26 protein-coding genes are annotated in these 26,526 nt (G+C 72.3%); 21 read left to right on the forward strand and 5 right to left on the reverse strand.

Annotated features, from left to right (window positions below):
• Nucleotides 1-17: 17 nt before the first annotated feature.
• On the reverse strand, nucleotides 18-308 hold the full coding sequence (locus HCU62_RS10000) for a Smr/MutS family protein (RefSeq protein WP_309474754.1): 291 nt from the start codon (nucleotides 306-308) through the stop codon (nucleotides 18-20).
• 90 nt (nucleotides 309-398) lie between these two features.
• On the opposite strand from HCU62_RS10000, the gene HCU62_RS11635 reads away from it, so the two are divergent.
• The 5 genes from HCU62_RS11635 (at nucleotide 399) to HCU62_RS10025 (ending at nucleotide 9,068) form a co-directional block, all read left to right on the forward strand.
• Nucleotides 399-827, forward strand: coding sequence for a hypothetical protein (locus HCU62_RS11635; RefSeq protein WP_181447963.1), 429 nt, complete (start codon nucleotides 399-401; stop codon nucleotides 825-827).
• Between the two features lie 390 nt (nucleotides 828-1,217).
• Nucleotides 1,218-5,792 (forward strand): glutamate synthase-related protein, encoded by a 4,575-nt coding sequence (locus HCU62_RS10010; protein ID WP_163297616.1) that lies wholly within the window; start codon nucleotides 1,218-1,220, stop codon nucleotides 5,790-5,792.
• Between the two features lie 76 nt (nucleotides 5,793-5,868).
• A complete protein-coding gene (locus HCU62_RS10015; protein ID WP_163297615.1) occupies nucleotides 5,869-6,519 on the forward strand; it encodes an outer membrane beta-barrel protein in 651 nt (216 codons plus the stop codon).
• A 298-nt stretch (nucleotides 6,520-6,817) separates the two neighbouring features.
• Entirely contained in the window at nucleotides 6,818-7,963 is a 1,146-nt protein-coding gene (locus tag HCU62_RS10020) for a FlgO family outer membrane protein (protein WP_163297614.1), read from the forward strand.
• Between the two features lie 211 nt (nucleotides 7,964-8,174).
• Nucleotides 8,175-9,068 (forward strand): cation diffusion facilitator family transporter, encoded by an 894-nt coding sequence (locus HCU62_RS10025; protein WP_163297613.1) that lies wholly within the window; start codon nucleotides 8,175-8,177, stop codon nucleotides 9,066-9,068.
• Here the strand turns inward: HCU62_RS10025 and HCU62_RS10030 are convergent.
• Nucleotides 9,065-9,976, reverse strand: a complete 912-nt coding sequence (locus HCU62_RS10030; RefSeq protein WP_163297612.1) for a metal ABC transporter substrate-binding protein — start codon at nucleotides 9,974-9,976, stop codon at nucleotides 9,065-9,067. The two genes, HCU62_RS10025 and HCU62_RS10030, sit on opposite strands and share 4 nt — an antisense overlap.
• 160 nt (nucleotides 9,977-10,136) lie before the next feature.
• Between HCU62_RS10030 and ffh the strand changes: the two genes are divergently transcribed.
• The 12 genes from ffh (at nucleotide 10,137) to HCU62_RS12720 (ending at nucleotide 20,032) form a co-directional block, all read left to right on the forward strand.
• The gene (gene ffh, locus HCU62_RS10035) at nucleotides 10,137-11,471 is read left to right on the forward strand and encodes a signal recognition particle protein (protein WP_163297611.1); all 1,335 of its coding nucleotides are present in this window, start codon (nucleotides 10,137-10,139) and stop codon (nucleotides 11,469-11,471) included.
• A 174-nt stretch (nucleotides 11,472-11,645) separates the two neighbouring features.
• Nucleotides 11,646-11,891 (forward strand): 30S ribosomal protein S16, encoded by a 246-nt coding sequence (gene rpsP, locus HCU62_RS10040; RefSeq protein WP_163297610.1) that lies wholly within the window; start codon nucleotides 11,646-11,648, stop codon nucleotides 11,889-11,891.
• A 203-nt stretch (nucleotides 11,892-12,094) separates the two neighbouring features.
• The gene (locus HCU62_RS10045) at nucleotides 12,095-12,328 is read left to right on the forward strand and encodes a KH domain-containing protein (protein ID WP_163297638.1); all 234 of its coding nucleotides are present in this window, start codon (nucleotides 12,095-12,097) and stop codon (nucleotides 12,326-12,328) included.
• Nucleotides 12,321-12,863: a ribosome maturation factor RimM gene (gene rimM, locus HCU62_RS10050; protein WP_163297609.1), complete on the forward strand. Its 543-nt coding sequence runs from the start codon at nucleotides 12,321-12,323 to the stop codon at nucleotides 12,861-12,863. Before HCU62_RS10045 ends, rimM begins: the two co-directional genes overlap by 8 nt.
• Nucleotides 12,853-13,590: a tRNA (guanosine(37)-N1)-methyltransferase TrmD gene (gene trmD, locus HCU62_RS10055; RefSeq protein ID WP_163297608.1), complete on the forward strand. Its 738-nt coding sequence runs from the start codon at nucleotides 12,853-12,855 to the stop codon at nucleotides 13,588-13,590. Before rimM ends, trmD begins: the two co-directional genes overlap by 11 nt.
• Nucleotides 13,587-14,189 (forward strand): RNA methyltransferase, encoded by a 603-nt coding sequence (locus HCU62_RS10060; RefSeq protein ID WP_163297607.1) that lies wholly within the window; start codon nucleotides 13,587-13,589, stop codon nucleotides 14,187-14,189. Before trmD ends, HCU62_RS10060 begins: the two co-directional genes overlap by 4 nt.
• A 229-nt stretch (nucleotides 14,190-14,418) precedes the next feature.
• Nucleotides 14,419-14,808, forward strand: coding sequence for a hypothetical protein (locus HCU62_RS10065; protein WP_169755599.1), 390 nt, complete (start codon nucleotides 14,419-14,421; stop codon nucleotides 14,806-14,808).
• On the forward strand, nucleotides 14,805-15,407 hold the full coding sequence (locus HCU62_RS10070) for a hypothetical protein (RefSeq protein WP_163297605.1): 603 nt from the start codon (nucleotides 14,805-14,807) through the stop codon (nucleotides 15,405-15,407). The genes HCU62_RS10065 and HCU62_RS10070 overlap by 4 nt, the downstream gene beginning before the upstream one ends.
• 21 nt (nucleotides 15,408-15,428) lie before the next feature.
• Entirely contained in the window at nucleotides 15,429-16,463 is a 1,035-nt protein-coding gene (locus HCU62_RS12715) for a M28 family peptidase (RefSeq protein ID WP_163297604.1), read from the forward strand.
• Between the two features lie 73 nt (nucleotides 16,464-16,536).
• Nucleotides 16,537-17,484, forward strand: coding sequence for a thioredoxin-disulfide reductase (gene trxB, locus HCU62_RS10080; protein WP_163297603.1), 948 nt, complete (start codon nucleotides 16,537-16,539; stop codon nucleotides 17,482-17,484).
• Nucleotides 17,485-17,587: 103 nt separating this feature from the next.
• The gene (locus HCU62_RS10085) at nucleotides 17,588-18,367 is read left to right on the forward strand and encodes a TIGR04219 family outer membrane beta-barrel protein (RefSeq protein WP_163297602.1); all 780 of its coding nucleotides are present in this window, start codon (nucleotides 17,588-17,590) and stop codon (nucleotides 18,365-18,367) included.
• Nucleotides 18,368-18,598: 231 nt separating this feature from the next.
• Complete coding sequence (locus HCU62_RS12720) at nucleotides 18,599-20,032, forward strand: tetratricopeptide repeat protein (protein ID WP_163297601.1); 1,434 nt, start codon at nucleotides 18,599-18,601, stop codon at nucleotides 20,030-20,032.
• Here the strand turns inward: HCU62_RS12720 and HCU62_RS10095 are convergent.
• The 3 genes from HCU62_RS10095 to HCU62_RS10105 all read right to left on the reverse strand — a co-directional run bounded on the left by HCU62_RS10095 (nucleotide 20,029) and on the right by HCU62_RS10105 (nucleotide 22,025).
• Nucleotides 20,029-20,217, reverse strand: coding sequence for a hypothetical protein (locus HCU62_RS10095; RefSeq protein WP_163297600.1), 189 nt, complete (start codon nucleotides 20,215-20,217; stop codon nucleotides 20,029-20,031). The genes HCU62_RS12720 and HCU62_RS10095 overlap by 4 nt on opposite strands.
• A gap of 22 nt (nucleotides 20,218-20,239) precedes the next feature.
• Complete coding sequence (locus HCU62_RS10100) at nucleotides 20,240-20,677, reverse strand: CBS domain-containing protein (RefSeq protein WP_246325442.1); 438 nt, start codon at nucleotides 20,675-20,677, stop codon at nucleotides 20,240-20,242.
• A 217-nt stretch (nucleotides 20,678-20,894) separates the two neighbouring features.
• Nucleotides 20,895-22,025 carry a PAS domain-containing protein gene (locus HCU62_RS10105; protein WP_163299432.1) on the reverse strand — a complete coding sequence of 377 codons (1,131 nt, stop codon included), beginning with the start codon at nucleotides 22,023-22,025 and terminating at the stop codon, nucleotides 20,895-20,897.
• Between the two features lie 230 nt (nucleotides 22,026-22,255).
• Between HCU62_RS10105 and HCU62_RS10110 the strand changes: the two genes are divergently transcribed.
• From HCU62_RS10110 to HCU62_RS10125, 4 genes are read left to right on the forward strand one after another with little or no spacing between them, the layout of a single operon-like run.
• Nucleotides 22,256-22,711, forward strand: coding sequence for a (2Fe-2S)-binding protein (locus HCU62_RS10110; RefSeq protein ID WP_163299431.1), 456 nt, complete (start codon nucleotides 22,256-22,258; stop codon nucleotides 22,709-22,711).
• Nucleotides 22,708-24,867 (forward strand): xanthine dehydrogenase family protein molybdopterin-binding subunit, encoded by a 2,160-nt coding sequence (locus HCU62_RS10115; RefSeq protein ID WP_163299430.1) that lies wholly within the window; start codon nucleotides 22,708-22,710, stop codon nucleotides 24,865-24,867. Before HCU62_RS10110 ends, HCU62_RS10115 begins: the two co-directional genes overlap by 4 nt.
• Nucleotides 24,868-24,871: 4 nt before the next feature.
• Nucleotides 24,872-25,750 (forward strand): XdhC family protein, encoded by an 879-nt coding sequence (locus HCU62_RS10120; RefSeq protein ID WP_343066733.1) that lies wholly within the window; start codon nucleotides 24,872-24,874, stop codon nucleotides 25,748-25,750.
• Entirely contained in the window at nucleotides 25,662-26,264 is a 603-nt protein-coding gene (locus tag HCU62_RS10125; RefSeq protein ID WP_163299429.1) for a nucleotidyltransferase family protein, read from the forward strand. Before HCU62_RS10120 ends, HCU62_RS10125 begins: the two co-directional genes overlap by 89 nt.
• Nucleotides 26,265-26,526: the final 262 nt, after the last annotated feature.

The raw sequence follows: 26,526 nt of genomic DNA on the forward strand, positions 1-26,526 counted from the left end.
GCATGATAAAACAGGGCTCAGGAATCGGCAACGCGGAGGGTCACCAGGGTGGCGCCCCAGCCGCCCGCATCCTCGGGGGCCGGTCGGTAGGAAAGAACCGCCGGGTGCCGGTCGAGGATGCCGCGCACCAGGCGCCGAAGCACCCCTCGGCCCTTGCCGTGGATGAGGCGGATCTCCACCAGGCCTTTCTCCTGGGCGAGGACTAGGTAATCCGCCACCAGGCTCGGGATCTCCGCCGGCCGGAAGGCGTGGAGATCCAGGACGTCGGTGACCTCGATGCGGACCGGCGGTCCTCCAGGGTCTTCCACTGAGCACGCTCCTTGCATTAAGTTCTGGTGAACGGGACACCGGTCCCTTCATGTTAAACCGGAACCGCGACGGCCGGCAGGAGGTCCGCCATGAAGATCCACGACATCCGTCCCGAGATCCCGATACCCGCGGGGGAACGGCCCGCCGCGAAACCCGGCAAGGGAGACTTCGCGGCGGCGCTGGAACAGGCCGCCGCCAAGGCGGGCGCGCCCGATGCGGCGCCGGCGGGCGGCCCCGTGGCGCCCGCGGCCGCGCCGGATGCGGCGGCGCAGGCGGCCCTGGCCGTGGGGGAGGAGACGCTCGGGCTCCTCGACCACATCGGCGGCCTCTTCCGAGACCCCGCCGTCTCCGGGAAGGAGATGCGGGCGGCCGCCGACGGCCTCTCCGAGCGCCTCGACGATCTGAGGGAGCTGCGGGACCGGCTCCCGGCCACCGACCCGCTGCGCGGCCTCCTGGACGACATCGGCGTGCTCGCCGCCGTGGAAGAGGCCCTGCTCCGCCGGGGCGTCTACGGCTGACGCCCGGCCGGCCCCTGCCGCGCCGGCCCCCTCCTTGATGGCGTCGCAAAAAGTCGCGGGCTGCTGCGGTGCTCCGGATGCTCTCGTCCTTGCGGCGTAGCCCAAGCACGCCTCATTCCTAGACTCTTCGCGCCTTGCATCTGGCGATTTTTTGCTTGGCCATCCATTCAGATGGCTTTGCGACGCCATCTTCACTTCTTGCACCCTGCGCCGGCCCGGGGCCTTCGCCGTCCTCATCTCCGCCGGGCGTGCCGCCGTTCCACGCCCCGGAATCCGTCTGGACCCTTGGCATCCGCCCTTCCTCGTTATATGCTTCGAGGTCATTTCGACGCGGGCGGGGCCGCCCTCGGGCCCCGTCTCCGCCACGTCAACCGGGAAGGGACATAGGGCATGACCAGCTCGCCTGTTCGGGAAAGAGACGCCTGTGCCATCATCGCCCTCGTGGACAAGCGGGGGCGGGCCACCCACGCCAACATCGTCCAGACCATCGACGCCCTCCGCAAGATGGGCCACCGCTCCGGGGACATCCACGGGGAGGGGGACGGGTGCGGTATCTCCGCCGACATCCCCCGGGCCATATGGGCCCGGCGCCTGGACCGGGCCGGGTTGAGCCCGCATCTTGCCGAGAGCGAGGGCTTCTTCGTGGGCCACTTTCTCCTGCCCGCGGCCATCCGCGGGGAGGCCCGCCGCGTCAAGGGACGCGTACGCCGGCTCTTTGCCGCCCGGGGGGCCGAGCTCCTCCTCGAGCTGGAGGGCCGGACCCGGGACGGCGAGTTGGGGCCCCGGGCCCGCTCCGAGGCGCCGCTCTTCTGGCAGGTGGCGGGGACGATCCCCGACGAGAGCCGGCAGGCCTCGGCGCGGCGCCTCTTCCGGCTCCAGATGGCCATCGAGGAGGCCGTCCCGGATCTCCACATCGCCTCCCTCAGCCTCGACAACGTGGTCTTCAAGCTCCGGGGCCTGCCGGAGCTCCTGCCCCGGGTCTTCCCGGAACTCCTCGACCCCGGCATGCGCTCGGTGATCACCCTGGGGCACAGCCGCTATTCCACCAATACCCTCCCTACGGTGGAGCGGGCCCAGCCCTTTTCCCTCCTCGGCCACAACGGTGAGATCAACACCATCGAGCGGCTCCGGAGCACGGGACGGGTCATGGGGATCGAACCCGTTCCCGGCGGGAGCGACTCCCAGGACCTCAACCGGGTGATCGAGGGCCTGGCCAACCTCTACGACCTCGATATCCTCGAGGCCCTGGAGATGGTCTTCCCCGCCATCCATACCGAGGTGGAGCGGGGCCCCGGGGAGATCCGCCCGGTCTACGACTTCTACCGCTGGTTCTTCCCCTGCTCCGCCCAGGGGCCGGCCGCGGTGGTGGCCCGCTACGGGGACGTCTGCATGGGCAGCGTGGACGCCCTGGGGCTCCGTCCCCTCTGGTTCGGCGAGAGCGACTACGATTACTTCCTCTCCTCCGAGAAGGGCGTGGTGGACCTCAAGCGGACCATGCGGGACCCCCGTCCCCTGGCCCCCGGCGAGAAGGTGGCCATCCTCGGGGGGCGCGGCCGCCGGGCCGAGGTCCTGGACTACAGCGCCATCCAGCGGCGGCTCGCCCGGCTCATGGAGAACCGCCGCCGGGCCCGCCGCTATCTCGCCGACTTCCATCGCGTGGAGGTCCTGGGGGACGACGGCAACCGGCGCAGCGCCGGTGCCGTGGCCAAGAAGGTCCTCGGCGAGGGGCTGGCCGCCCCCGCCCGGTTGAAGAACGAGAACGCCATGGCGGCCTTCGGCTGGCAGAAGTACGACCTCGAGATCCGCCGCCGCGTCACCCTGAGCGGCCGGGAGGTCATCGGTTCCATGGGGCACACCGGGCCCCTGGCGGCCTTCGTGCCGGAGGCCCTCCCCAACGTCGCCGACTTCTTCAAGGAGAACGTGGCGGTGGTGACCAACCCGGCCATCGACCGGGAACGGGAGGCCGAGCACTTCACCACCCGCACCATCCTCGGCTCCCGCCCGGACATCAAGGGAGACAAGCGCCGGCCGCCCCTGGCCATGGAGCTCCGAAACCCCCTGCTCCTCGGCGGCGGCAGCCTCGATGGCCTCCTCGACGCCCGCACCGTCCGCTCCATCGCCCGGGAATTCGGAACGGCCCCCCTCGAGGACGTCCTGGCCTTCTTCACCAGCGGCGGGCGTGACCCCGGCCGGGTCCGGGTGCTCGATATCACCTTCCAGGTGGAGGGCGAGGGAATCCGGGACCGGCTCGAGGCCCTCGCCCGAGAGGCGAAGCGCGCGGTCCGGGCCGGGGCCGTGGTGCTCCTCCTGGACGATACCCGCACCTTCCGCGGCGGCCGCGTCTATATCGATCCGGCGGTGGCCCTGGCCTACGTGGGAGAGCGGCTGGTGCAGTGGGGGCTCCGCCGCGAGACGAGCCTCGTGGTCCGTTCCGGGGCCATCCGGAACCTCCACGACGTCATGTTCCTCCTGGGGCTCGGCGCCGACGCCCTGAATCCCTACCTCCTGTGGCGGTCGGCCCTGGACTTCGGCGGGGAGAAGCTCACACCCGCCGAGGTCGTCCGCCGCAACATGGCCGTGCTCCAGAAGGGCATCGAGAAGGTCATGTCCACCATGGGCATCCACGAGCTCTGCGGCTACGGGCGGATCTTCTCCTCCATCGGGCTGGCCCCGGAACTCGCCCGCATCATGCAGATGCCCAACTTCTGCCCCTCGGAGGAGGTCGGCCTGGGATTCGCCCGGATGGAGGCGGCGGCGCGGCGCCGGCTGGAACGCGCCGGGGCGCCGGAGCCGACGCCCGTCTACGCCGAGCCCGCCCGGAACCCCCGGGTGGGCCGGGTGCTCCGCAGCGTGGCCCTCGGCAAGAAGGGCTACCTCGAGATGGCGGAGGAGCTGGCGCGGATCGAGGAGGAGGTCCCCACCGGCCTCCGCCACGTGCTCCGGGTGAAGACGGTGCCCGAGGATCAAGCGGTCCCCATGGACGAGGTGGACATCTCCGTGGGCCGCCACGACATGCCCATGGTGATCGCGGCCATGTCCTTCGGCTCCCAGGGGGAGAACTCCTTCCGGGCCTACGCCGAGGCCGCCAAGAAGGTCAACATCATCTGCATGAACGGCGAGGGGGGCGAGATCCCCGACATGCTCGGCCGGTATCGGCACAACCGCGGCCAGCAGATCGCCTCGGGCCGGTTCGGGGTCTTCATGGGGCTGCTCAACTCCGCCGACTACCTCGAGATCAAGATCGGCCAGGGCGCCAAGCCCGGAGAGGGCGGGCACCTGCCCGGCACCAAGGTCTCCGAGATGGTGGCCCGGGCCCGGCACTGCAAGCCGGGCATCACCCTCATCTCCCCCTCCAACCACCACGACATCTACTCCATCGAGGACCTCGCCCAGATCATCACCGAGCTCAAGACCGCCAATCCCGGCGCCAAGGTCTCCGTCAAGATCCCGGTGACCAGCGGTGTCGGCACCATCGCCGTGGGGATCGCCAAGGCCGGGGCCGACATCGTCAACCTGAGCGGGTTCGAGGGCGGCACCGGGGCGGCCCGCGAGCACGCCAAGCGGTTCGTGGGGCTGCCCGGGGAGGTGGGGGTCAGCGAGGCCCACCGCAGCCTGGTGGAGTCCGGCCTTCGCGACAAGGTGGAACTCTGGGTGGACGGCGGCATCCGGAGCGGGCACGAGGTCCTGCGCATGATCCTCCTCGGCGCCGACCGCGTGGGCCTCGGGACCGTGGCCCTCATGGGGGTGGGCTGCATCAGCTGCCGGCGGTGCCACCTCGACCGGTGCCCCCGGGGCATCTCGACCCAGCTCCGGAGCCGGGAGGAGGCCGAGGCCAAGGGAGTCAAGGGCTTCAGCCCCCGGGTGGTGGACGTGGAGGCCGAGAACCTGGCCCGGCTCCTCCGGGCCATCGGGGACGAGATCCGCTGGTGGATGGGCCGGATGGGCCAGCGGCGGCTCCGTGACCTCGTGGGCCGGACGGACCTCCTGGAGCAGTACCGGATGGCCGACCGGGTGGACGCGGCCGGCATCCTGCGCCGGCCCGGTCCCGCCTGCCAGCCGGAGGAATGCCTCCGCCCGGGCGCCGCGCGCCGCCCCCTGAATCACCTCACCCGCCTGATCTCCGACATCGCCATGGAGCGCTTCCGCCGCGGCGAAACCGAGGTGGTCTACACCGACGAGGGGGTGCGGAGCACCGACCGGGCCGTGGGGACCTACCTCGCCGGGGCCATGGAACGCGAGTTCGGCCATCCCCCGGGACGCCGGGCCCGGCTGTGGCTGAGTGCCTCCGTGCCGGGCAACGGGCTCTGCGCCTTCAACACCGAGGGGGTGGACGCGGTGGTGGAGGGCGGGGCCCAGGACGGTCCGGTCAAGGGGAGCTTCGGCGGGACGTTGGCCATCCTGAAGGGGTGCAACCTGCTCGGGGAACGCGTGGACGGCTCCACCGGCAAGAGCCATGCCTACGGCGCCATCTCCGGCCTCTCCATCGTCCAGAACATGGCCGATTCCCGGGCCTGCATCCGCATGTCCGGGGCCGACGCGGTCTTCGGCGCCCGGATCACCGAGCCCGTGCGCGACGGGGAGGGCAACATCGCCAGCCGCGCCCACCTCAAGGGCTTCGCCTTCGAGTACATGACCGGCGGCAGGGCCGTGGTCCTGGGGGATCCCGGTCCCTGGATGTGCGCCGGCATGACCGGCGGGGTGATCTACCAGTGCCTCTACCCCGAGTTCGGCTTCGACCGGGCGGCGCTCCAGCGCCGGCTCGCCCGCGGTGCCAACGTGGCCATCCGGGCCATGGACGCGGCGGGTCTGGCCGACGTCCGGGAGCTGCTCGGCCGCTACATCGAGGTGCTGGAGGGGAGTTTCCAGGTGGAGGAGGCGGCCGCGGTCCGGGCGCTGCTCAAGGCGGCCCGCCGCCGCTTCGTCCGGGTGGTGCCCAAGGCCTTGCGGCCCCCGTCCGCGGAGTAGGCGCCCCTGCTTGACCCCGGACCCGCCCGGCCGCATAATCGGTTCGTCGAGGCGTTGCCGCGCCGGGGAGGTGGCCATGACGAGGCGGATCGTTTTCGGACTCCTGGGGCTCGTCTCCTTCGTGATCGGCATGACAGGCGCCGCCGGCGCCGGGGCCGACTGGGCCGACCGGTCCTATTTCGCCGGACAGCTCGGGGCCTTCGTGCCCGGCGACGATCTCGACGACGCCGATCTCCACACCCGCACGGCCTTTCTCCTTTCCTACGGCTACCACCTCACCCCGACACTCTCCGTGGAGGGTGCGGCGGGATACGCCGCGGCCCACGGCGACCATTCCCGCTTCTACCCCGTGGTGGGCTACACGGATGTCGACATGAACCTCGCCGTGCTGCCCCTCACCGTCTCCCTCGTGGGGCACCTTCCCCTCGGCCGCCTGGAGCTCGAAGGCGGCGGCGGCGTGGGGCTCTACTACGCCTACTTCGACGGCGACCTGGACAACTTCTGGTGGGACCATCGCACCTTCAACGACAGCGACTTCGTCACCGGCGTCCACCTGGAGGCCGCCGTCACCTATCGTTTTGCGAGCCGGTTCTCCGCCGGGATTTCGGCCCGGAGATGGTGGACCCAGGAGGCGGGCTTCCACGACTCGGTCCACGGCGTGGCCGTGCGGCTCGACGCCAACCTGGACGGCTGGGTCGTGGGCGGCCGAATCGGCTTCCAATTCTGAACCGTTCCAGCCGCCGACGGCTTGCCAGCCGGCATCCCGTCGGCTAAATTCCATCTTGTATCATTTCTTGAGCCCTCCGGGCCCGAGTGGTAGATCCTTCCCTTTCAAGGATTCGTTCCAAAGATTCGATAGAGGGAAGGAGGCAACGGGTCCTTCTCGCTCGGCCCGCCGTGCTTGGGTGGGCGTCCCGGGCCGGCGGCCGCACCGCCGGCGCCAGGAACGGGATCCCCCGGGTTCCGCCGACCAGACCGCCGGGCGCGTCCACGGGTCGCGCCTTCCAGATTTTTTGGAGGTTTACGTGAAAAGGCTGTCACTTCTCCTGACTTTCTTCCTCGTCCTGTGCACCGCGCCGGCCCGGGCGGCCGCGCCCACCCTGGAGGCCGGCCTTCAGGACCTGGCCGCCCAGATCGTCGGGGGCGCCAAGGCCCGCAAGGCGCGGACCCTGGCCGTGATGCCCTTCCCCGACACCGACGGGACCTACACCGAGCTCAGCCACTACCTCGCCGACGAGCTGGTCCTCAAGCTCTTCAACGTCCCCGGCGCCAACATGGAGGTCATCGTCCGGTCCCAGCTCACCAACATGTTCAAGGAACTCGGGGCCGACCTCTTGGCCCCCGTATCCCGCGAGACCGCCCGGGCCCTCGGGGCCCGTTTCGGCGTCGGTCTCCTGGTGACCGGTTCGTATACGCCGCTCCCGAGCCAGATGCGTGTCATCGCCAAGGTCGTGGACACCCGGAGCGGCAACGTGGTCTATGCCGCCGGGACCACGCTTCCCATGAGCGCCGCCCTGGCGGCCCTCGGGAAGCGGCGTCTCGGCGCCGCCCCGCCCCCCCGTCCCGCGCCGGCGGCGCGGAAGGCCCCGGCCCCGAAGCCGGGCATCCGCCCCGGGCAGGTGCTCTTCGCCCTCGACCTCGACAAGTACGAGAAGGGGCAGCGCCTTTCCGCCTTCAGCAAGACCGCCGTCGTCCTCAAGAAGCAGGGGGCCCTGGTGGCGGTCATGCCCGCCGGCTGGGACGACCTGGTCTTCCGCAACGTGCGCTTCACCCCGGGCTTCCGGCTCTCCTTCGACGTCTGGATGGGCTGCCAGGACGGGATCAAGATCCGCTTCCTGGAAAGGGGCGGCAAGCGCGTCCACGAGCTCTTCTTCGACAACGCCGCCGACGTCCTCGTCTTCCCCACGGGGGCCAAGGCCAAGTTCCACCTCTTCGGCAACCGGTGCGACAAGGAGCGCTTCAAGTGGGCCGCCATGGAGGTGGTCTACTCGGCGGGGCTCATGCAGGTCTTCATCCAGAAGGAGGGAGAGGCCCGGCGGCCCATGGGCCAGGCCAAGGTGGACCTCGGAAAGCCCGACGGCTTCGCCCTGTCCTTCGAGTCGGCCACCCACGAGTACGAGAAGGGCCGTTATTCCACCTTCGTGAAGAATATCAAGCTCACGGCGCTCTAAGGCGCCGCGGGCCGGAGGACGGTCGGGGCCGCCGGGGAAGATGCCCGGCGGCCCCGTTTTTTGTGGTATCGCCGGAGCCCGCCGGCTGCGGCGTTGGCGCCAGCGCCTCGCTGCAAGGCGGGCCCGCCGGGGGTTTACACGTCCCCCCGGCGGTTGCATAGTGGCGGGAAGGGGCGCTCCCGGCGCCCACCATCGGAGACGGACCCCGCGCATGGACGAGCACGCACACTGCCGCTCGGGCGGCCACGACCACGGGCCGGGGGGCTATCGGCATCTCGAACGGCGGAAGCTCCTCTGGTCCCTGGCCGTCACCCTGGTGGTCATGGCCGCCGAGGTGGCCGGCGGTATCCTCGTCCACAGCCTGGCCCTGGTGAGCGACGCGGGGCACATGTTCACCCACGTCTTCGCCCTGGGGATCGCGCTCGTGGCCATCGTGGCGGCCAACCGCTCTCCCTGCCACCACCGCACCTTCGGCCTCGTCCGGGCCGAGATCCTCGCCGCCTTCGTCAACGCCATCTTTCTCCTCCTGGCCGCCCTCGCCATCATCTACGAGGCGGTCCTCCGGTTCCTCCACCCGGAGCCCATCCTGACCCTCCCCATGCTGGCCGTGGCGCTCCTCGGCCTCCTGGCCAACGTGATCAGCATCCTCATCCTCCACGGCAGTGACCGGCGCGACATGAACATCCGCGGGGTGGTCTTCCACATGCTGGCCGACGCCATCTCGTCCGTGGCCATCGTGGCGGGGGCGGTGGTGATCCACTTCACCGGATGGGTCGCCATCGACCCGGTGCTGAGCGTGGGGATCTCCCTCCTGATCCTGGCCTGGGGATGGGGGCTGCTGCGCGACTCGGGCCGCATCCTCCTCCAGGAGGCCCCGGCGGGCATCGATTCCGAAAAGGTGGCCCGGGAGATCCTCCGGGCCTTCCCGGAGGTGGAGGAGATCGACGCGGGCCGGCTGTGGGCCCTCACCGTGGACCGGCTCATCTACACGGCCCACGTCACCCTGGCCGAGGGGGCGGCCCCCGATCTCCTCGACCGCATCGCGGCCCACCTCCACGACCGGTTCAACGTGGTGGAGACCACGCTCCAGGAGCGGCGGCGCTAGGGGGAGGCCTCGGCGCCGGCCTGGGGCTCCTGCCGGCAGCCGAGCCCGGCGGCGAGGTTCCGAAGGTTGCGGCGGAGGAGGTCGAGGAAGGTGACGCCGGCGCGGATGTCCGCCCGGTCCAGGGCGACCCCGGGGGTCAGGGGGAGGGCCTTCACCCCGGCCTCCCGGGCCAGGGCCCGGGCCAGCCGGTCGCCTTCGCCGGGCTCGTAGAAGACGGCCGCCACCCCCCGCCGCCGGGCCAGCCCGGCCAGCTCCGCCATGCGGCGCGGAGAGGGCCGGGCATCCGGGCTCCGGCCCGTGAGCGCCTGCTGCTCCAGGCCGTAGGCCCGGGCCAGGTGCCCGAAGGCCGCGTGCCCCGCCACCACCAGGGTTCGCGCGGCGCACGCCCCGAGGACCCTCCGGTAGTCGGCGTCGATGGCCGCGAAGGCCGCGGCGGCGGCCGCCGCCCGGCGGGCATAGCCCGCGGCGCCTCCGGGGTCCAGGGCGGCAAGCGCCTCGGCCAGACGGTGGACGAAGGCCCGGTCCCAGCCGGGGTCCAGCCAGACGTGGGGGTCTGCGTGGCCCCCGGGCCGGTCCGGCAGTGCGGAGAGGACGCGGCCCTTGCCCCCCGCCGCGAGATCCCGCAGCCACGGCTCGAGGCCACCGCCCACCGCCACCACGAGGTCCGCCCGGCGGAGCCGTTCCATGTCGCCCGGGCGGGGCGACCAGGCGTGGGGCCCGGCCCCCGGCGGAAGGAGCAGGGTGACCTCGGCCCCGGGGCCTGCCACCATCTGCGCCATGTCGCGGAGGGGAAGGATGCTGGCCACGATACGGAGGGGGGCGGCCGGGGCCGGCACCGGGAGGCAGAAGGCGGCCAGCACCGCCAGCAAGAGCGGCAGGGGGGCGCGGCTCAGGGGGCTTCGGGGCATGCTCGGGACCTCCTCCGACAAGAGCATACCGCCTCCGGATGCGGCCGGGAAGGGCCGCTGCCGCGGGGATCTCCGCCGCGCCCGCTTGACAGGCCCGGGGGAGTCCATTAGCTTGCTTCGGTTCCGGTATCGGCGAATGCCGCCCGCCGGGCAATACGCCATGTTCGACAACCTGAGCGACCGCCTCGAGTCCGTCTTCAAGCGCCTGAAGGGCTACGGCCGTCTCTCCGAGGACAACATCCAGGAGGGCCTGCGGGAGGTCCGCCTCGCCCTCCTCGAGGCCGACGTCAACTTCCGCGTGGTCAAGGACTTCGTCGCCCGGGTGCGGGAGCGGGCCGTGGGGCGGGAGGTCATGGAGAGCCTCACCCCCGCCCAGCAGGTCGTCAAGATCGTCCACGACGAGCTGGTGGCGCTCCTCGGGGGGCGAAACCGCCAGCTGGACCTCTCCGGGCGCCAGCCCGCGGTGCTCCTCCTGGTGGGGCTCCAGGGCTCCGGCAAGACCACCACCGCGGCCAAGCTGGCCCGGTGGCTCCTGTCCAAGGGGCGCGCCCCCTACCTCGTGCCGGCGGACGTCTACCGTCCCGCGGCCGTGGAGCAGCTCCGGGTCCTCGGGGAACGCATCGGGGTCCCCGTCCATCCCACGGACACCTCGCGCCCGCCCGTGGAGACCGCCCGAGAGGCCGTGGCCCGGGCGGGGCTCCAGGGCCTCGATACCGTCATCGTGGACACCGCCGGCCGCCTCCACGTGGACGAGGCCCTCATGGGGGAGCTCCGGGACTTGAAGGCCCGCCTCGAGCCCCAGGAGATCCTCCTGGTGGCCGATGCCATGACGGGCCAGGACGCGGTGAACATCGCGGGCAAGTTCGACGCGGACCTCTCACTCACCGGGGTGATCCTCACCAAGGTGGAGGGCGACGCCCGGGGCGGGGCCGCCCTCTCCATCCAGGCCGTCACGGGCACGCCCATCAAGTTCGTGGGGGTGGGGGAGAAACTCGACCAGCTGGAGCCCTTCCACCCCGAGCGTATCGCCGACCGCATCCTCGGCATGGGGGACGTCCTGACCCTCATCGAGAAGGCCCAGGCCACCATGGACCGGCGCCGGGCCCAGGAACTCCAGGAAAAGCTCCGGAAGGACGCCTTCACCCTGGAGGACTTCCGCGATCAGCTCCGCCAGCTCCGCAGGATGGGGAGCCTCGAGCAGGTCCTTTCCATGATCCCGGGGCTCGGCGCCCAGCTCAAGAAGGCCAAGGGCCTCATGCCCGACGAGCGGGAACTCGTCCGGGTCGAGGCCATCATCGATTCCATGACCCCCGCCGAGCGGCGCAACTACCGGGTCATCAACGGGAGCCGCCGGCGCCGGATCGCCCGGGGCAGCGGCACCACCGTCCAGGACGTCAACCGCCTGCTCAAGAACTACGCCCAGATGGCCAAGATGTTCAAGAAGATGCGCAAGGGCGGGTTCCGGAACTTGCCCCAGGGGATGCTCCCCTGGTAGAATCGCTTACCTTCGGGCTTCACCGGTGGATACCGGGCGAATGAGCCGACGAACGCACACCACATTCAAGACGAGATGGCCCGGCGAGGATCGCCCCCATGGAGGGGCACCCGGGGCGGTACCGCCGCCCGCGCCTCTTCGCGGGGCCATCGTGATCGGAGGACGTTGAGAGCCATGGCAATCCGAATCCGCTTGGCCCGCCTGGGCCGCAAGAAGCGCCCCTTCTACCGGGTGGTGGCCGCCAACAGCGAGGCGCCGAGGGACGGGCGTTTCCTCGAGATCCTCGGCACCTACGACCCCCTCAAGGATCCCGCCGAGGTGAAGGTCGACGCCGACCGTCTGGAGAAGTGGCTCGGGCGCGGCGCCGAGCCCACCCAGACGGTGCGGAGCCTCTTGGCCCGGGCGGGTCTCCTCCGCTAGCCGGGCCGCCGCCCCGCGGTGCCGGCCCCCCCGGCCGACCCAGCGGAGGTGCGCATGAAGGATGGCGTCGCAAAAATCGCCAAGCGGCGACACTTGATTGCGTTGCCCCGGATGCTCTCGTCGTTGCGGCGTGCCCGGGAGCATCCTCGCGCCTTGCATCCGGCGATTTTGGCTTAGGCATCCACTCGGAGGTTACGAGGGCCATCATGAAGGAACTCGTCGAGTACATGGCCAAGGCGCTGGTGGACGACCCGGACTCGGTGGAGGTCCACGAGGTGGAGGGCGAACAGACCTCCGTGATCGAGCTCCGGGTGGCCAAGGAAGACCTCGGGAAGGTCATCGGCCGGCAGGGACGGACCGCCCGGGCCATGCGGACCATCCTGAGCGCCGCCTCCACGAAGCTTCGCAAGAGGGCCGTCCTCGAAATCCTTGAGTAAACGCCCGGGGGCCACATCCGCCGACCTCGTGCCCGTGGGCCGGGTCGTCAAGGCCCACGGCATCCGCGGCGAGATCCGCATCCATCCTCACGACGCCGAGGGGCTCGGGATCCTCGGCGCCGACGCCCTCGTCCTCGGCGACTCGCGCGGGACCGAAACCTTCCGGGTGCGGGCCGCCCGTCCCCGGGGCCGCCTGGTGATCGTCTCCCTGGAGGGGGTGGCGGACCGGGACCGGGCGGAGGCCCTGGTGGGGCGGGAGGTCCACCAGCTCCGGGAGGCCATGCCCCCCCTCGGGCCCGGGGAGTACTACTGGTTCCAGCTGGAGGGGCTCCGGGTCTGGACCACCCGGGGCCGGTATCTCGGGGTGCTCCGGCGGTTTCTCGACACCGGGGCCCACGACGTCTACGTGGTCGACGGCCCGCAGGGCGAGGTCCTCATCCCCGCCGTGCCGGAGGTGGTGACGGAGGTGGACCTCGAGGGGAGGCGGATCCTGGTGGACCCGCCCCCGGGGCTGGTCGAGACCGATGCGGTTTGACATCCTGACCATCTTTCCCGGCTTCTTCGACTCCCCGCTCAGGGAGAGCCTGCTCGGCAAGGCCTTGGCCGCCGGGCACCTCGACGTTCGGGTGGTGGACCTGCGCGGATTCACCGACGACCGGCACCGCACCACGGACGACCGCCCCTACGGCGGGGGCGAGGGCATGGTGATGAAGCCCGGGCCCTTGTTCCGGGCCATCGAGGCCCTCCGGGCCGAACCGCCGCCGCCTCGGGTGGTGCTCTTCACGCCCCGGGGGCGACTTCTGGATCAGCCCCTCGTGGAAGAGATGGCACGATGGGAACGGATCGTGCTGGTCTGCGGGCGGTACGAGGGGGTGGACGAGCGCGTCCACCGGCACGCCGCCGACCTCGAGGTCTCGGTGGGGGACTACGTCCTCGCCGGGGGCGAGACGGCGGCCCTCGCGGTGGTGGAGGCGGTGAGCCGGCTCCTCCCCGGCGTCCTCGGGTGTGCCGCCTCGGCCCGGCGGGACTCCTTCTCCGACGGGCTTCTGGAGTATCCCCAGTACACCCGGCCGGCGGATTTCCGGGGGTGGCGGGTGCCGGAGGTGCTGCTTTCCGGCGACCACGAGCGGATCCGCCGGTGGCGGCGGGAATGCGCCCTCCGTCTCACCCTGGAACGCCGGCCGGACCTCCTCGCGAAGGCGGACCTGGACGCGGCGGACCGGGCCTTCCTGCGGCGCCTGGGCTGGAACGGGACGGAATGAGCGGCCCGGCCCGCCGGGTGGACCTCGCCCTGCTCCATGCCCCCGTCCTGAACCGGCGGGGGGAGGAGATCGTCTCGGCGGTCACCAACCTCGACCTCCACGACATCGCCCGGGCCTGCGCCACCTACGGGGTGGGCCGTTACTTCGTTGTGACTCCGAGCGCCGGCCAGCGGGCCCTCGTCCGGGAACTCGTGGGTCACTGGACCCGGGCGGCGGGCGGGCGGCACAACCCCGACCGGCGGCGGGCCCTGGCGCTCGTCCGGACCCTTCCGGACCTTGCCGCCGCGGTCGCCGAGGTGACCGCCGAGGCTGGCGTGGCGCCGCGGCTTTTGGCCACCTCGGCCCGCCGTCTGCCCGGCGCGCTCTCCTGGGAAGAGGCCCGCCGCCTGGCCGCCGGGCCCGGGCGCCCGCTCCTCCTCCTCTTCGGCACCGCCTCGGGGCTCGCCCCGGCGGTGATCGAGGCCGCCGACGGCGTCCTCGCCCCGGTGACGGGTGCCGGGGCCTACAACCACCTCTCCGTCCGCTGCGCCGCCGCCGTGGTGCTCGACCGGCTCCTGGGGGAGCGGGGCGGGGCGTCCGCCCAGCCCGGCCCGGGGTAGAGGCCGTATATCCGAGCATCCAGGGGAAAAGGCTTTCCTTCCCGCGTGGCGGCCCGTATGATGGAAGCAGGGTGACCGGACGAAGTCGTCCTTCCCATCCCGGCGGCGCCTTCGATGTTGCGGCCACCCGAAAGGCGGGTTCGGCATGGCGCGCAGGATCTGTCCCGGGACTCGGCGGTTGCCCGGACCGGCGGCCCTGGCCGGTCTTTTCTCTTCCGCCGCCTTCGCCTTGTCCGCGCCTCCGGCCTGGGCGGTCCAGGACCACGGGGGCGGCGAGGGGCTCATGGCCCACGAGATCGGGCATCTCCTCCTCATGGCGGGGGCGGCCTACATCCTCTTCCGCATGGCGGTGTTCCGGAGCGCCGATCCCGGCTGGCGGGAGTTCCGGGCCTTCCTCTGGTGGCTGCTCGCCTGGAACCTCCTGGTGCTGGCCGGTCACTGGATCCGGCCCGGCATCCCCGCCGGGCGTTTCATTCTGGAAGGGGGGCGCCACGTCGCCTTCGAGGCCCGGGGGGGCGCCGGCTGGCTCTTCTACGCGAGCCGCTTCGACCACCTGGTGCTGCTCCCCGCCTTCGGCTTCTTCCTGGCGGCGTTGCGGAAGTGGAGGCGGGCGCCGTGACCGTTCCCTGGTTCCCAGTGGTGGTGGTGGACGTGGCGGGGTCGCTGGGGGCCCTGGCCCTGGCCGCCGCGTGCACATGGAGGGCCCGGGGCTGGGCCCGGGGCGACCCGGAGGATCCCTTCCGCCAGTACGCCTACTACCTCGCCATCGCCTTCTGCTGCTTCGCCGTTTCCCGGGCCCTGGCGCACCTGGTGCAGGACGTGGCCTGGTGGCACGGCCCCCACTGGTTCCTCGGCGGGACGCTCCTCCCGGTGACCGGGGCCTTCAACACCCTGACCTTCGCCGTGATCTTCGCCATCAGCCTCTACTTCGGCCGGGTCCGGGAGATCTGCGGCCGCCTCGAGGGGCACCGGCGGGAGCTGGAGGCCCGGGTCCGCCAGCGCACGGCCGAGCTCCAGGCGGCCCTCGAAGAGGTGCGGACCCTGAGCGGTTTTCTCCCCATCTGTTCCGCCTGCAAGAAGGTGCGCGACGACAAGGGCTACTGGCGCCAGATCGAGGAGTACGTCACGGAGCACTCGGAGGCGCAGTTCAGCCACGGGCTCTGCCCGGAATGCCTGGCGCGGCTCTACCCGCAGTATTGCGGAGACGATGCGGACTAGCCCGGCCGGCCGAACCGGGGCATGAGGGTCCGGTTCTTCCCCGCTGGCCGGGCCGGGTGGGCCTGGCTCGCCTTCCGGCTCGTGGTGCTCGCGGCGGTGTCCGTCATGGTTCTTCGCTGGTGCACCCGCATGCCCGGCCGGGCACGGCCGGAGGTCCCGCCGGCGGCCTCGCCCCGGGAGGCGGCCGCGGCCGAGCGCATCCGCGCCCACGTGGCGGCCCTCGCCTCGGGGATCGGCGAGCGCCACCTGGGCCGGCCGGAGGCCCTCGAGGCCGCGGCCCGGGCCATCGAGACCGCCCTGGCCCGGGAGGGCCTCCAGGTCCGCCGGGAGGTCTTCGTGGCGGCGGGCCGCCGGGTGGCCAACATCGTGGCCGAGCCGCCCGGGCCGCCCCCCGGGGAGGGCTGGATCGTGGTCGGGGCCCACTACGACACCGTGCCCGGATCCCCCGGGGCCAACGACAACGCCTCCGGGGTGGCCGTGCTCATCGAGACGGCCCGGCTGCTGGCCGGCCGCCGCCTCGACCCCGCCCCCCGCTTCGTGGCCTTCGTGAACGAGGAGCCCCCCTGGTTCCGGACCGAGGCCATGGGGAGCCGGGTCCACGTCCGCCGCGCCATGGAGCGCGGCGACCGGATGGTGGGCATGTTGGCCCTCGAGACCGTGGGCTGCTATTCCTCGGAGCCCGGCCGGCAGCGCTACCCCTTCCCGCTGGGGTACTTCTACCCCGACCGGGCGGACTTCGTCGCCTTCGTGGCCATGCCGGGGGCGCGGCGCCTCCTCCGGCGGGCCGTGGCCGCCTTCCGGGCGGCGGCGCGGCTGCCCTCCGAGGTCCTCCTGGCCCCGGCCTGGGTGCCCGGCGTGGACTGGTCGGACCACGCCTCCTTCCAGGCGGCGGGGATCCCGGCGGTGATGGTCACGGACACCGCCTTCTACCGGGATCCCCACTACCACCGGGCCACCGATACGCCGGAGCGGCTCGACGCCCGCTCCATGGCCCGGCTCGCCCTGGGGCTCGCCGGCATGCTCCGCCGCCTCGGCGGGGATGCGCCGCCGCCGTGACGCCCTTGCCTGGCCGGGCCGACCGGTTATGATGGGCTGCGGAGCGCCATTTCTCGTGGCCGCGGAGGCAGGCATGAACGCAGAGAAGGTCCACGATCTCGTCATCGTCGGCGGCGGCCCGGGCGGGCTCACCGCCGGTATCTACGCCATGCGGGCCGCCCTTGAGACCGTCCTGGTGGAGCGGGGGCTGGCCGGGGGGCAGGTCAACAACACCGACGTGGTGGAAAACTGGCCCGGCATCGAGCGGATCCCCGGGGCGGAGCTGGCTGCGGCCTTCGCCCGGCACGCCGCCGCCTACGGCCTCGAGCCCCTGAACCGGGAGGTCACCGCCGTGGCGCCCGGGCTCGATCACCACGAGGTGCACCTGGACGACGGGGAGGTCCTCCGGGCTCACGCGGTGATCCTGGCAACGGGGGGCAGCCCCCGGAAGCTCGGCATCCCCGGCGAGGCCGAGTACTACGGGAAGGGGGTCTCCTACTGCGCCACCTGCGACGGGTTCTTCTTCCGGGACCGGACGGTGGTGGTGGTGGGCGGCGGGGACAGCGCCGCCGAGGAGGCCCTCTACCTCGCCAAGATCGCCCGGAAGGTCTATCTCGCCCACCGCCGCGACGCCCTCCGGGCGAGTCGCATCCTCCAGCAGCGGGTCTTCGCGGAGCCCAAGATCGAGGTCCTCTGGAACACGGTCCTCACCGCCGTCAAGGCCGACGCATCCGGCGTGAACGCCGTGGACCTCCAGGACACGCAGACGGGGGAGCGGCGGGAGCTGGCCACCGACGGGGTCTTCGTCTTCATCGGTTTCCAGCCGAACAACGCCCTCGTCCCCGCCGGGGTGAAGATGAACGCCGGGGGGTACGTGGTCACCGATGAACGGTGCGCCACCAGCATCCCGGGGATCTACGCCGTGGGGGACCTGCGGGAGAAGTCCGCCCGGCAGATCGTGACCGCCGCCGCCGACGGCTGCGTGGCGGCCCTGGCGGCGGCGCACTACGTGGAGGATCGAAAGGCCGCCGCCGGGGCCTGACGGTGCCGGCCTTTCACGGGGCCGGGCGAAGGTGCCGATGAGGAAGGCAACCGGCCCGGCCCCGGCAGAAAACCCAGCAGAGAGGATGGATAAGGAGGTCTCCATGAACATTTCGGTCAAGTCTCGCCTGTGGATGGCCGCCCTGGCGGCGGCGGTGCTGCTCCTCCCGGCTCACCGGGCCCTGGCCCTGGGGCTCGAGGGGGCGGTGGGCTACTGGGTCCAGGATCCCTCCGGGACGGCGGAGTATGCGCCGCTGTCCGCCCTGGACACCCTGGACATCGAGCGTGATCTCGGCTACGACTCCGAGAGCAAGCCCTTCGCGCGGCTCAAGGCCGACCTCATGCTCCTCAAGCTCTACGGCATGGCGACCCCCATGAAGTTCGACGGCACGGGGGCCAAGGCCGTGAACTTCAAGTTCGGCAACCGGGTCTTCACCGCCAACGTCCCGGTGGATTCCGAGACCCAGCTGGACCACTACGACGTGGCACTCCTCTTCGACGTCCCCTTCCTCGGGACCCTCACCAACGACGTCCTCCGGGCGGAGCTCGGCCTGAACGCCCGCATCATCGACTTCAGCATCGAGGTCAAGCAGCCCACCACCGGGCTCCGGGAGGCCGAGAGCTACACCCTGGCCCTGCCCATGGTCTATGCCGGGGTGCAGTTCAAGCCCTTCGATTCCTTGAGCATCGAGGCGGAGGGGCGGGGCATCACCTACAACGGGGATTCCTACTACGACCTCATCGGCCGTGTGAAGCTGAGCCCCGTTCCGCTCTTCTTCGTGGCCGGGGGGTACCGCTACGAGAACCTCGACGTGGACGAGAACGACGTGGTGGTGGACCTCGAGTTCGCCGGTCCCTTCGTGGAGGTGGGCCTGGAGTTCTAGGACCGCCGCGCCGAAAACTCGTCCCGCTTCGAGGGGCTCGGGCAGTTCGTTGCGCTCTTTCCAGCCCTACCATCGACGCTCGCGGCGTCACAGAGGGCGGGGGACAGCGATGGGCCGTGAGGTTCTCCTGGGTGGGTGGCCAAGAAATCGCCGGGCCCCGTGATCGGCCTTTGTGCTTTTCCCCGTCACCTGAACGGATGGCCCGGCAATAAAGTTCCGGCATCGGCATGGATGGCTAAGCGAGAATCGCCAAGGACAAGGCGCGACCATCGCGAGGACCGAGGCGTACTTGAAGTACGCCTCGGTGGCGACGCGACGGGAAGCAACGCCGTCATCGGCGATTCTCGCGACGCCATCGAGGAACTCCTCGCCCGCGCCTCCCGCGCCCAGGCGGAGGGGCGGCTCGCGGCGGCGGCCGAGCTCTTCCGCCGGGCCCTCGACCGGCGCCCGGATTTCGCCCCGGCCTGGAACGCCCTGGGGGTGGTGTTCCTCGGCCTGGACCGGCCGGCGGAGGCGGCGGCGGCCTTCGGGGCGGCGCTTCGCCTGGATCCGGACCACCCCCAGGCGGCCTACAACCTGGCCCGGCTGGACCAGGTGGGCGGCCGGCCCGAGGCGGCGGCGGCACGGTACGAGGCCCTGCTCCGGCGGCACCCGGGCTATGGGGCCGCCTGGCACAACCTGGCCGACATCCTCCGGGGGCAGGGGCGGGTGGAGGAGGCCCTGGCCGCGGCCCGGAGGGCCGTGGAGGCCGCGCCGGATCTCGCCGAGGCCTGGAACCTCCTGGGCGTCCTCCTCGACGACCTGGACCGGCCGGCGGAGGCGGCGGCCGCCTACCGGTCGGCCCTGGAACGGCGCCCCGGCTACGTGGCCGCCCACTTCAACCTGGGGCTCTCCCTGCAGCGGGCCGGGCGGCTGGAGGAGGCGGCCCGGCATTACCGGGCGGTCCTGGCGGCCCGCCCGGGAGACGCCTCCGCCCGTTTCCTGCTCGGGAGCCTGGGGGCGGCGGACGGGGAACGGGCGCCGGCGGCCCCGGCGGAGTACGTCCGGAGGGTCTTCGATGGGTGTGCCGCCCGCTTCGAGGCCCTCCTCGTGGACCGGCTGGACTACCGCACCCCCGAGGTCCTCTTCGAACTGGTCCGTCCCTTCGTCGCCCCCGGGGTCCGCATCCTCGACCTCGGGTGCGGGACGGGGCTCGGCTCGGAGCGCTACCGGCCCCTGGCCGATCTCCTGGTCGGGATGGACCTCTCCCCCGGCATGCTGGCCCAGGCCGCCCGGAAGGGGACCTACGACCGGCTCGTGGAGGGAGACATCCTCGGTGACTGGGGGGATGTCGGGGACGCCTTCGACCTGGTGGTCTGCGCCGACGTCCTCGTCTACGTGGGGGAACTCGGGCCGGTGGTCCGGCGGGTGCACCGGGCGCTGGCCCCCGGCGGGCTCTGGGCCTTCTCCGTGGAGGCCCTGCCGGACGAACCGGGGGCGGCAGAGGCGCCATTCCGGCTCTGCCCCACGGGCCGGTACCAGCACCGGGTGGCGGCGGTCGAGGTCCTCTGCGCGGAGGCCGGCCTCCGCCTCGAGGCGGAGCGGCCGGCCACGCTTCGCCTCGAGGCCGGCGCGCCCGTGGCGGGCTGGCTGGCGGTGTTCCGGCGGCCGGGGGGCGACCCCTAGTCCTCCCGCTCCACCTGCTCCTCGGAGACGCCCTCGTCCAATGGCGCGCTCAGGGCGGTATGTCCCTGGGCCTCCTCGGCCCGGTCCTCGGTGTAGAGCGGGCAGGTGAACCAGCCGATCTTCTCGACCGGGTCGGCCTCCACCAGTTCCAGGGGGCGGCCGCAGACGGTGCAGTATCGCTGCATGGTTCCTCCTTCCCGCGCGGGCCTATTCCGGCGGACGCGCGGCCTGGGCCAGACGCCGAAGGAGCGGCGGGGGGGCCTCCGGGGTCCCGGCCAGGAGGTCGAGGAAGTCCCCGAGGCTGACGATGCCGGCCAGGGCCCCCGAGGCGTCCACCACCGGGATGCGCCGGACGCCGGCGGCCTGCATGAGCCGCAAGGTGTCTTCGACCCCGGTGGTCTCGAGGACCGTCCGGGGGTTTCCGCTCATGACGGTCCGGATCCGGGTGGTTTCGGGGTTGAGCCCCACGGCCACCACCCGGACCGTGATGTCCCGGTCGGTCAGTATGCCCACCGGCCGGGCGTCTTCCAATACCACCACGCTGCCGACGCCCTGCTCCAGCATGAGCCGGGCGGCCGCAAAGACGGTGTCGTCCGGGGCCGCGGTGACCACCTCCCGGGTGCATATTTCCAAGACGGGCATCATCGGTGACGGCCTCGCAGCGGTTGCGGACCCTGCATCGCTTTCGAGCCGCCCGCCGCCACGGCTCCAGGGCACGGTTCATGCCGCGGGGCGTTGCGCCTTGCACCCGGGGATGCCGGCCCGCCCCGCGCGGGCGCCGGCCGGGGCGGTCTCCGGGCCCACGGGATCTCCACCTGCTTCTTGTGTATCACGGGGTGGCGGGCGGGGGCAACCCGGGGTGTCAGAAGGGATCGGGGTTGTGGTCTTGTGCGAGGCTCTTCGCCTCCGCCAGGGCTTGCTGGAGTTGGAAGATGAGCTGCTGGCGCTCCCGCTCGAGGGCCTTGCGGTCGGTGACGTCCACGGCCACCTGGATGCGGACCAGGCGCCCGTCGGTCCAGCGGATGGCGAAGTCGCGGCACTCGTGCCAGGCGCCCGTGACGGCCTTGTTGGACTCCCAGGCCACGACCCCGGCCGGCTTTCCGTCCGGTGTGAGGAGCCGGTCGTTGGTACAGAAGTCGCACGGCCCGCTCCGGCCCTTCTGGAAGACCTTCCAGCAGGTCTGGCCCGTGATGTCGCCCAGGCGGTTTCTCACCTTTCGGTTGGCGAAGAGGACCTCGTAGGTCTTCATGTCCGCCACGTAGATCTCTGCGTCCAGGTTTTCCGCCAGGGTCAGGAACCGCTCGTTGGCGTAGGCCAGGAGGCGCTCGGCCAGTTTCTGCCGCGTGATGTCACGGCCGTGGACCACCAGCCCCCGCCGGGTCCCGTCCGGGCGGAAGAGGGGGATCTTCGTCACCTCGAAGGCCTTGGGGCCGCCGGAGGATTGGGGGACCACCTGTTCCTGGCGGACCGGCCGGCCCGCCGCCCAGGCCGACTCGTGGAGGTCGTGGCAGGTGAGGAACACCGGGACGGGGCACCCGGCGGCCTTGGAGAGCTCGGCGGAGGTCTTTCCCCGCCACTCCACGCCTTCCAGCCCGAAGACGGCCAGGGCGGCGCGGTTGGCCTGGATCCATCGGCCTTCGCCGTCCTGGAGGCAGACGAAGTCGTGGAGGTTCTGGACGAGCGCCGCGCAGAGGTCCCCCGGGGTGCCGGCCTCCTTGGACCCCGGCCGGGGCGGCGGAGCGGCGGGCCCGGCCGCCGGGGACGACCTCCCCCGGCGGCGCAGCAAGAAGGCCGTGCCGACCGCGGCGAGGAGTCCCGCGGCGGCGACGGCCAGGACCGAAGGAGAAACCGCCGCGCCTGCGGCTTCGCCCGCGGCGATCAAGGCCGCCGCCCGGCGGGCCAGCTGCCCGGGGTCCAGGTACCAGCAGAGGACCCCCACCAGGAGGCCGAGGAGGAAGGCGGTACGGTTTCGCTTTCGGTAGGGTGGTCTCAAGGGACGCTCCGAGGGTCTCCCCCGTCTCTCCCGGCCCCGGGGTGCGGGGCGGTCAAGGCCCCGGGTCTTCCCGGGGCGGGAATCCTCTTCATATTATCGGGAAATCGGGGGATTTGTTTACCTATTTCTCCCGGCCGGGGCGGCCCGTGTGCCTTGACACGGCAAGGGGCTGGTCTATGCTGGTGGGCGGGCCGGGTTGCCGAACCTTCCGGCCGAGGAGGAACGCCGCCATGCTGGAGCTGGAGGTCAACGGTCGGGTCCACCGGGTGGACGTGGACCCCGAGACACCGCTGCTCTGGGTCATCCGGGAACATCTCCGGTTGACGGGCACCAAGTTCGGCTGTGGTATCGGACTCTGCGGCTGCTGCACGGTCCACCTCGACGGCCGCCCCGAGCGGTCGTGCCAGGTCTCGGCGGGCGAGGCCGCGGGCCGGCGTATCGTCACCATCGAGGGGCTGGCGCCGGATCACCCGGTCAAGGCGGCCTGGATGGAGGAGCAGGTCCCCCAGTGCGGCTATTGCCAGCCGGGCCAGATGATGCAGGCCGCCGGCCTGCTGGCCGCCAACCCGAACCCCAGCGAGGCGGAGATCGTGGCCGCCATGGATGGCAACCTCTGCCGGTGCGGGACCTATCCCCGCATCCTCAGGGCCGTCCGGCGGGCGGCGGCCAAGGGAGGGGAGAGATGAGGCGGGGGCTGACGCGCCGCCGGTTTCTCCAGGGCTCGGCCGGGCTGGTGCTGGCGGCGGCGACGACGCCCGCCGGCTGCCGGCTCTTCAGGCGGGGAGAGGTCCCGGCTGCCCTGTCTCCCAGCGTGTGGCTCCGCGTGACCCCGGACGAGGCGGTGACCGTGGTGGTGGCCAAGTCCGAGATGGGCCAGGGCGTCACCACGTCCCTCCCCATGCTCGTGGCCGAGGAGCTGGAGGCCGACTGGGCGCGGGTCCGGTTCGAGGTCGCACCCGCCGACGACCGTTTCAACGATCCCGTCTGGGGGACACAGGCCACCGGCGGCAGCACTTCCATCCGGCACCTCTACGAGCCGCTCCGCCTGGCGGGCGCCGCGGCGCGGGAGATGCTCAGGGCGGCGGCGGCCCGGGAGTGGGGCGTCCCGGTGGCCCGGTGCCGGGCGCGGGCGGGGGTGGTGACCGAGGCCGGGGGCGGGCGGCGCGCCACGTACGGGGAGCTGTGCCGCGCGGCGGCCGAGCTGCCCGTTCCCGACGCACCCCCCCTCAAGCCCGACGGGGAGTTCAGGCTCCTCGGCACCGAGCCGGACCGGCTGGACCTCCCGGTCAAGGTGGCTGGGACCGCCGTCTACGGGATGGACGTCTTCGTGGACGGGATGGTGTACGCGGCCGTGGCCCGCCCTCCCGCCTTCGGCGCGCATCCCGGGGCCTTCGACGAGGCGGCCGCCCGCCGGGTGCCGGGGGTCCGGCACGTCCAGGTCCTTCCCGGGGGGCGCGGGATCGGGGTCTGCGCCGATACCCCGTGGGCGGCCCGGCGGGGCGTGGAGGCGCTTGCGCCGTCCTGGGCGGGTGCGGCCGACCCAAGCCTGGACGACGCCGCCCTGGAGCGGGCCTTCCTCGCCCACCTGGGGCGCCCCGGCGTCACGGCCCGGGACGACGGCGACGCCCCCGGGGCCGTGGCGGCGGCCGAGCGGTCCCTGCGGGCCCGCTACCTCGTTCCCTACCTCGCCCATGCCACCATGGAGCCCATGAATTGCACCGCCCGGGTCGGGCCCGGCGGATGTGAGGTCTGGGTGCCCACCCAGAACCAGAGCGGGGCGCGCCGGGCGGCCGCCCGTGCCTCGGGGCTTCCCCTCGCGAAGGTCCGCGTCCACACCACGTACCTCGGGGGCGGCTTCGGCCGGCGGTTCGAGACCGACGTGGTGGAGGAGGCCGTGGCCCTGGCCAAGGGGAGCGGCCGGCCGGTGAAGCTCCTCTGGAGCCGGGAGGACGACTTCCGGCACGACTTCTACCGCCCGGCCTGCGCCTGCGACGTGGCCGGCGCCCTGGGCCCCGACGGGCGGATGGCCGCCTGGCATCACCGGGTGGCGGTGCCCTCCATCTTCGCCCGGGTCTTCCCCGACCGGGTCGAGGGGGGCGTGGATCCCGCGGCGGTGGAGGGGCTGCGCAACCTGCCCTACGAGGTCCCCAACGTCCGGGTGGAATACGTCCGGGTGGAGACCCCGGTCCCGGTGGGCTTCTGGCGGTCGGTGGGGAGCTCCCACAACGCCTTCGCCGTGGAGTCCTTCGTGGACGAGATGGCCCGGGCGGCCGGGCAGGATCCCCTGGCCTTCCGGCTGGCGCACCTGGGCGGCTCCCGTCGGGCCCGGTGCGTGCTGGAGACGGCCGCCGCCGCCATCCAGTGGTGGAAGGGGTTGCGGCCCGGCGAGGGGCGCGGCATCGCCCAGCACTTTTCCTTCGGCAGCTACGTGGCCCTGGCCGTGGAGGTCCGGGTGGACCGGCCCCGGGGGCGGATCCGGGTGCTCCGGGCGTGCTGCGCCGTGGATTGCGGGCGCGTGGTCCACCCCGACACCGTGAAGGCCCAGATGGAGGGGGCGGTCCTCTTCGGGCTGGGGGCGGCCCTCAAGGAGGAGGTCCATTTCGGCGGCGGCGGGGTGGCCACATCCAACTTCGACGACTACGAGCCCCTCCGGATGAGCGAGGCGCCGATGGTGGAGGTGCACCTCGTGGAAAGCGGCGAGGCGCCCGGCGGGGTGGGGGAGCCGGGGGTGCCGCCCGTGGCCCCGGCCGTGGCCAACGCCGTCTTCGACGCGGTGGGGGTCCGGCTGCGCCGGCTGCCCTTGTCGCCCGCCAACGTGGCCCGGGCCCTCTCCCTCTCCTGAGGCGGTGAACGTGGAGCCTCGGGTGCATTGCGGCGTGGACGTCCTGTCCGAGGCGGTCCGGTTGCGCGACCGGGGCGAGCCCTGCGTCCTCTGTACCATCGTCCAGTGCCTGGGTTCCTCCCCCCGCAAGGCCGGGGCACGGATGCTGGTTCGGGCCGACGGCACGACGACGGGGACCATCGGCGGCGGCCCCCTCGAGGCGGAGATGCGGCGCGTGGCCCTGGAGGTCCTCGCCGGGGGGGAACCGAGGACCGTTCCCTACGAGCTCACGGCCCCGGAGGGAGGGCTGGCCTGCGGCGGCCGGGTGCTGGTCTTCGTCGAGCCCCTGCGGCCGGCGCCCCACCTCGTCATCCTCGGCGCGGGCCACGTGGCCGGGGCCGTGGCGGACCTGGCCCCCGGCATCGGCTTCCAAGTCACCGTGGTGGACGACCGGCCGGAATACGCCGACCCCGCCCGCTTCCCCGGCGCCGGCCGGGTCCTTGCCCGGTCCTTCGAGGCGGCCTTCCAGGATCTTGCCGTGGACGCGGAGACCTTCGTCCTGGTGGCCACCCGCGGGCACGACCAGGACCTCGTGGCGCTGCGCGCCGCCCTCCGGACCCCCGCCGGCTACATCGGCCTCCTGGGCAGCCGGCGGAAGCGGGCGGCCCTCTTCGATGTCCTCGGGGCGGAGGGCTTCTCGGCGGAAGACCTCGCCCGGGTCGTCACACCCGTCGGGCTCGACATCGGGGCCCGGACCCCGGGGGAGATCGCCGTCAGTATCGCGGCCCAGCTCGTGCAGCGCCGGAGGGAGGCCCATGCCCCCCGTGATCAGCGCCCTGGTGCCGGCGGCGGGTGCCTCGCGCCGGATGGGGCGGCCGAAACTGCTCCTTCCCCTGGGGGATAGGACCGTCCTCGGCTACTGCCTCGACGCCCTGGCAGCCCCGGGGGTGGCCGAGCGGTTGGTGGTGGCGGCCCCGGCAGACGCGGCGGTGCAGGCCGAGGCCGAGGCCTGCGGGGCGCGGGTGGTGATGCGCCTTCCGGGTGAGACCCCGGACATGGCGGGCTCGGTGCGGTCGGGGTTCCGGGCCGCCGCCGCGGCCGCCGCCGGGTTTCTCGTCCTGCCGGCGGATCACCCCCTGGTCCGCCGCCAGACGGTGGCCGCCCTGGCCGCGGCCTTCCAGGCGGCCCCCTCGGCCATCCTTCTCCCCCGGTACCGGGGCCGCCGGGGCCACCCCGCCCTCTTTCCACGGGCGGTGCTCGAGACCCTGGCCCCCGGCCTCACCCTGCGGGATCTCCTCCGCCGCCATGCCGCCCTGGTCCGGGAGGTCCCGGTGACGGACCCCGGCATCTTCCTTGACATCGACACCCCGGCCGACTACCGCCGGTGCCTTGGGCTGGCGGCCCTGGAGGAGGGATGACGCCGGCCTCGAAGAAGGGGGGTGGGGAGTCTGCAGTTTCAGGTCATTGATTTGACAAAATGGGGTAAATGTGGCAAATTCTGCATCAGAGGGAGAGGAAAAAAGATGCATCGGCCGTGTTTCTTTTTTATCGTCCTTTTTCTTTGTTTTGAAACCTTTTTTCCGGTGGCGGTCCGGGCCGCGGTCCAGGGGCCCTGCGCCGACTGCCACACCATGCACGACTCCCAGGACGGCGCCGTGGTGACCCCGGGGGCGCCGGTGT

It is taken from the genome of Dissulfurirhabdus thermomarina, assembly GCF_012979235.1.
Lineage (GTDB): Bacteria > Desulfobacterota > Dissulfuribacteria > Dissulfuribacterales > Dissulfurirhabdaceae > Dissulfurirhabdus > Dissulfurirhabdus thermomarina.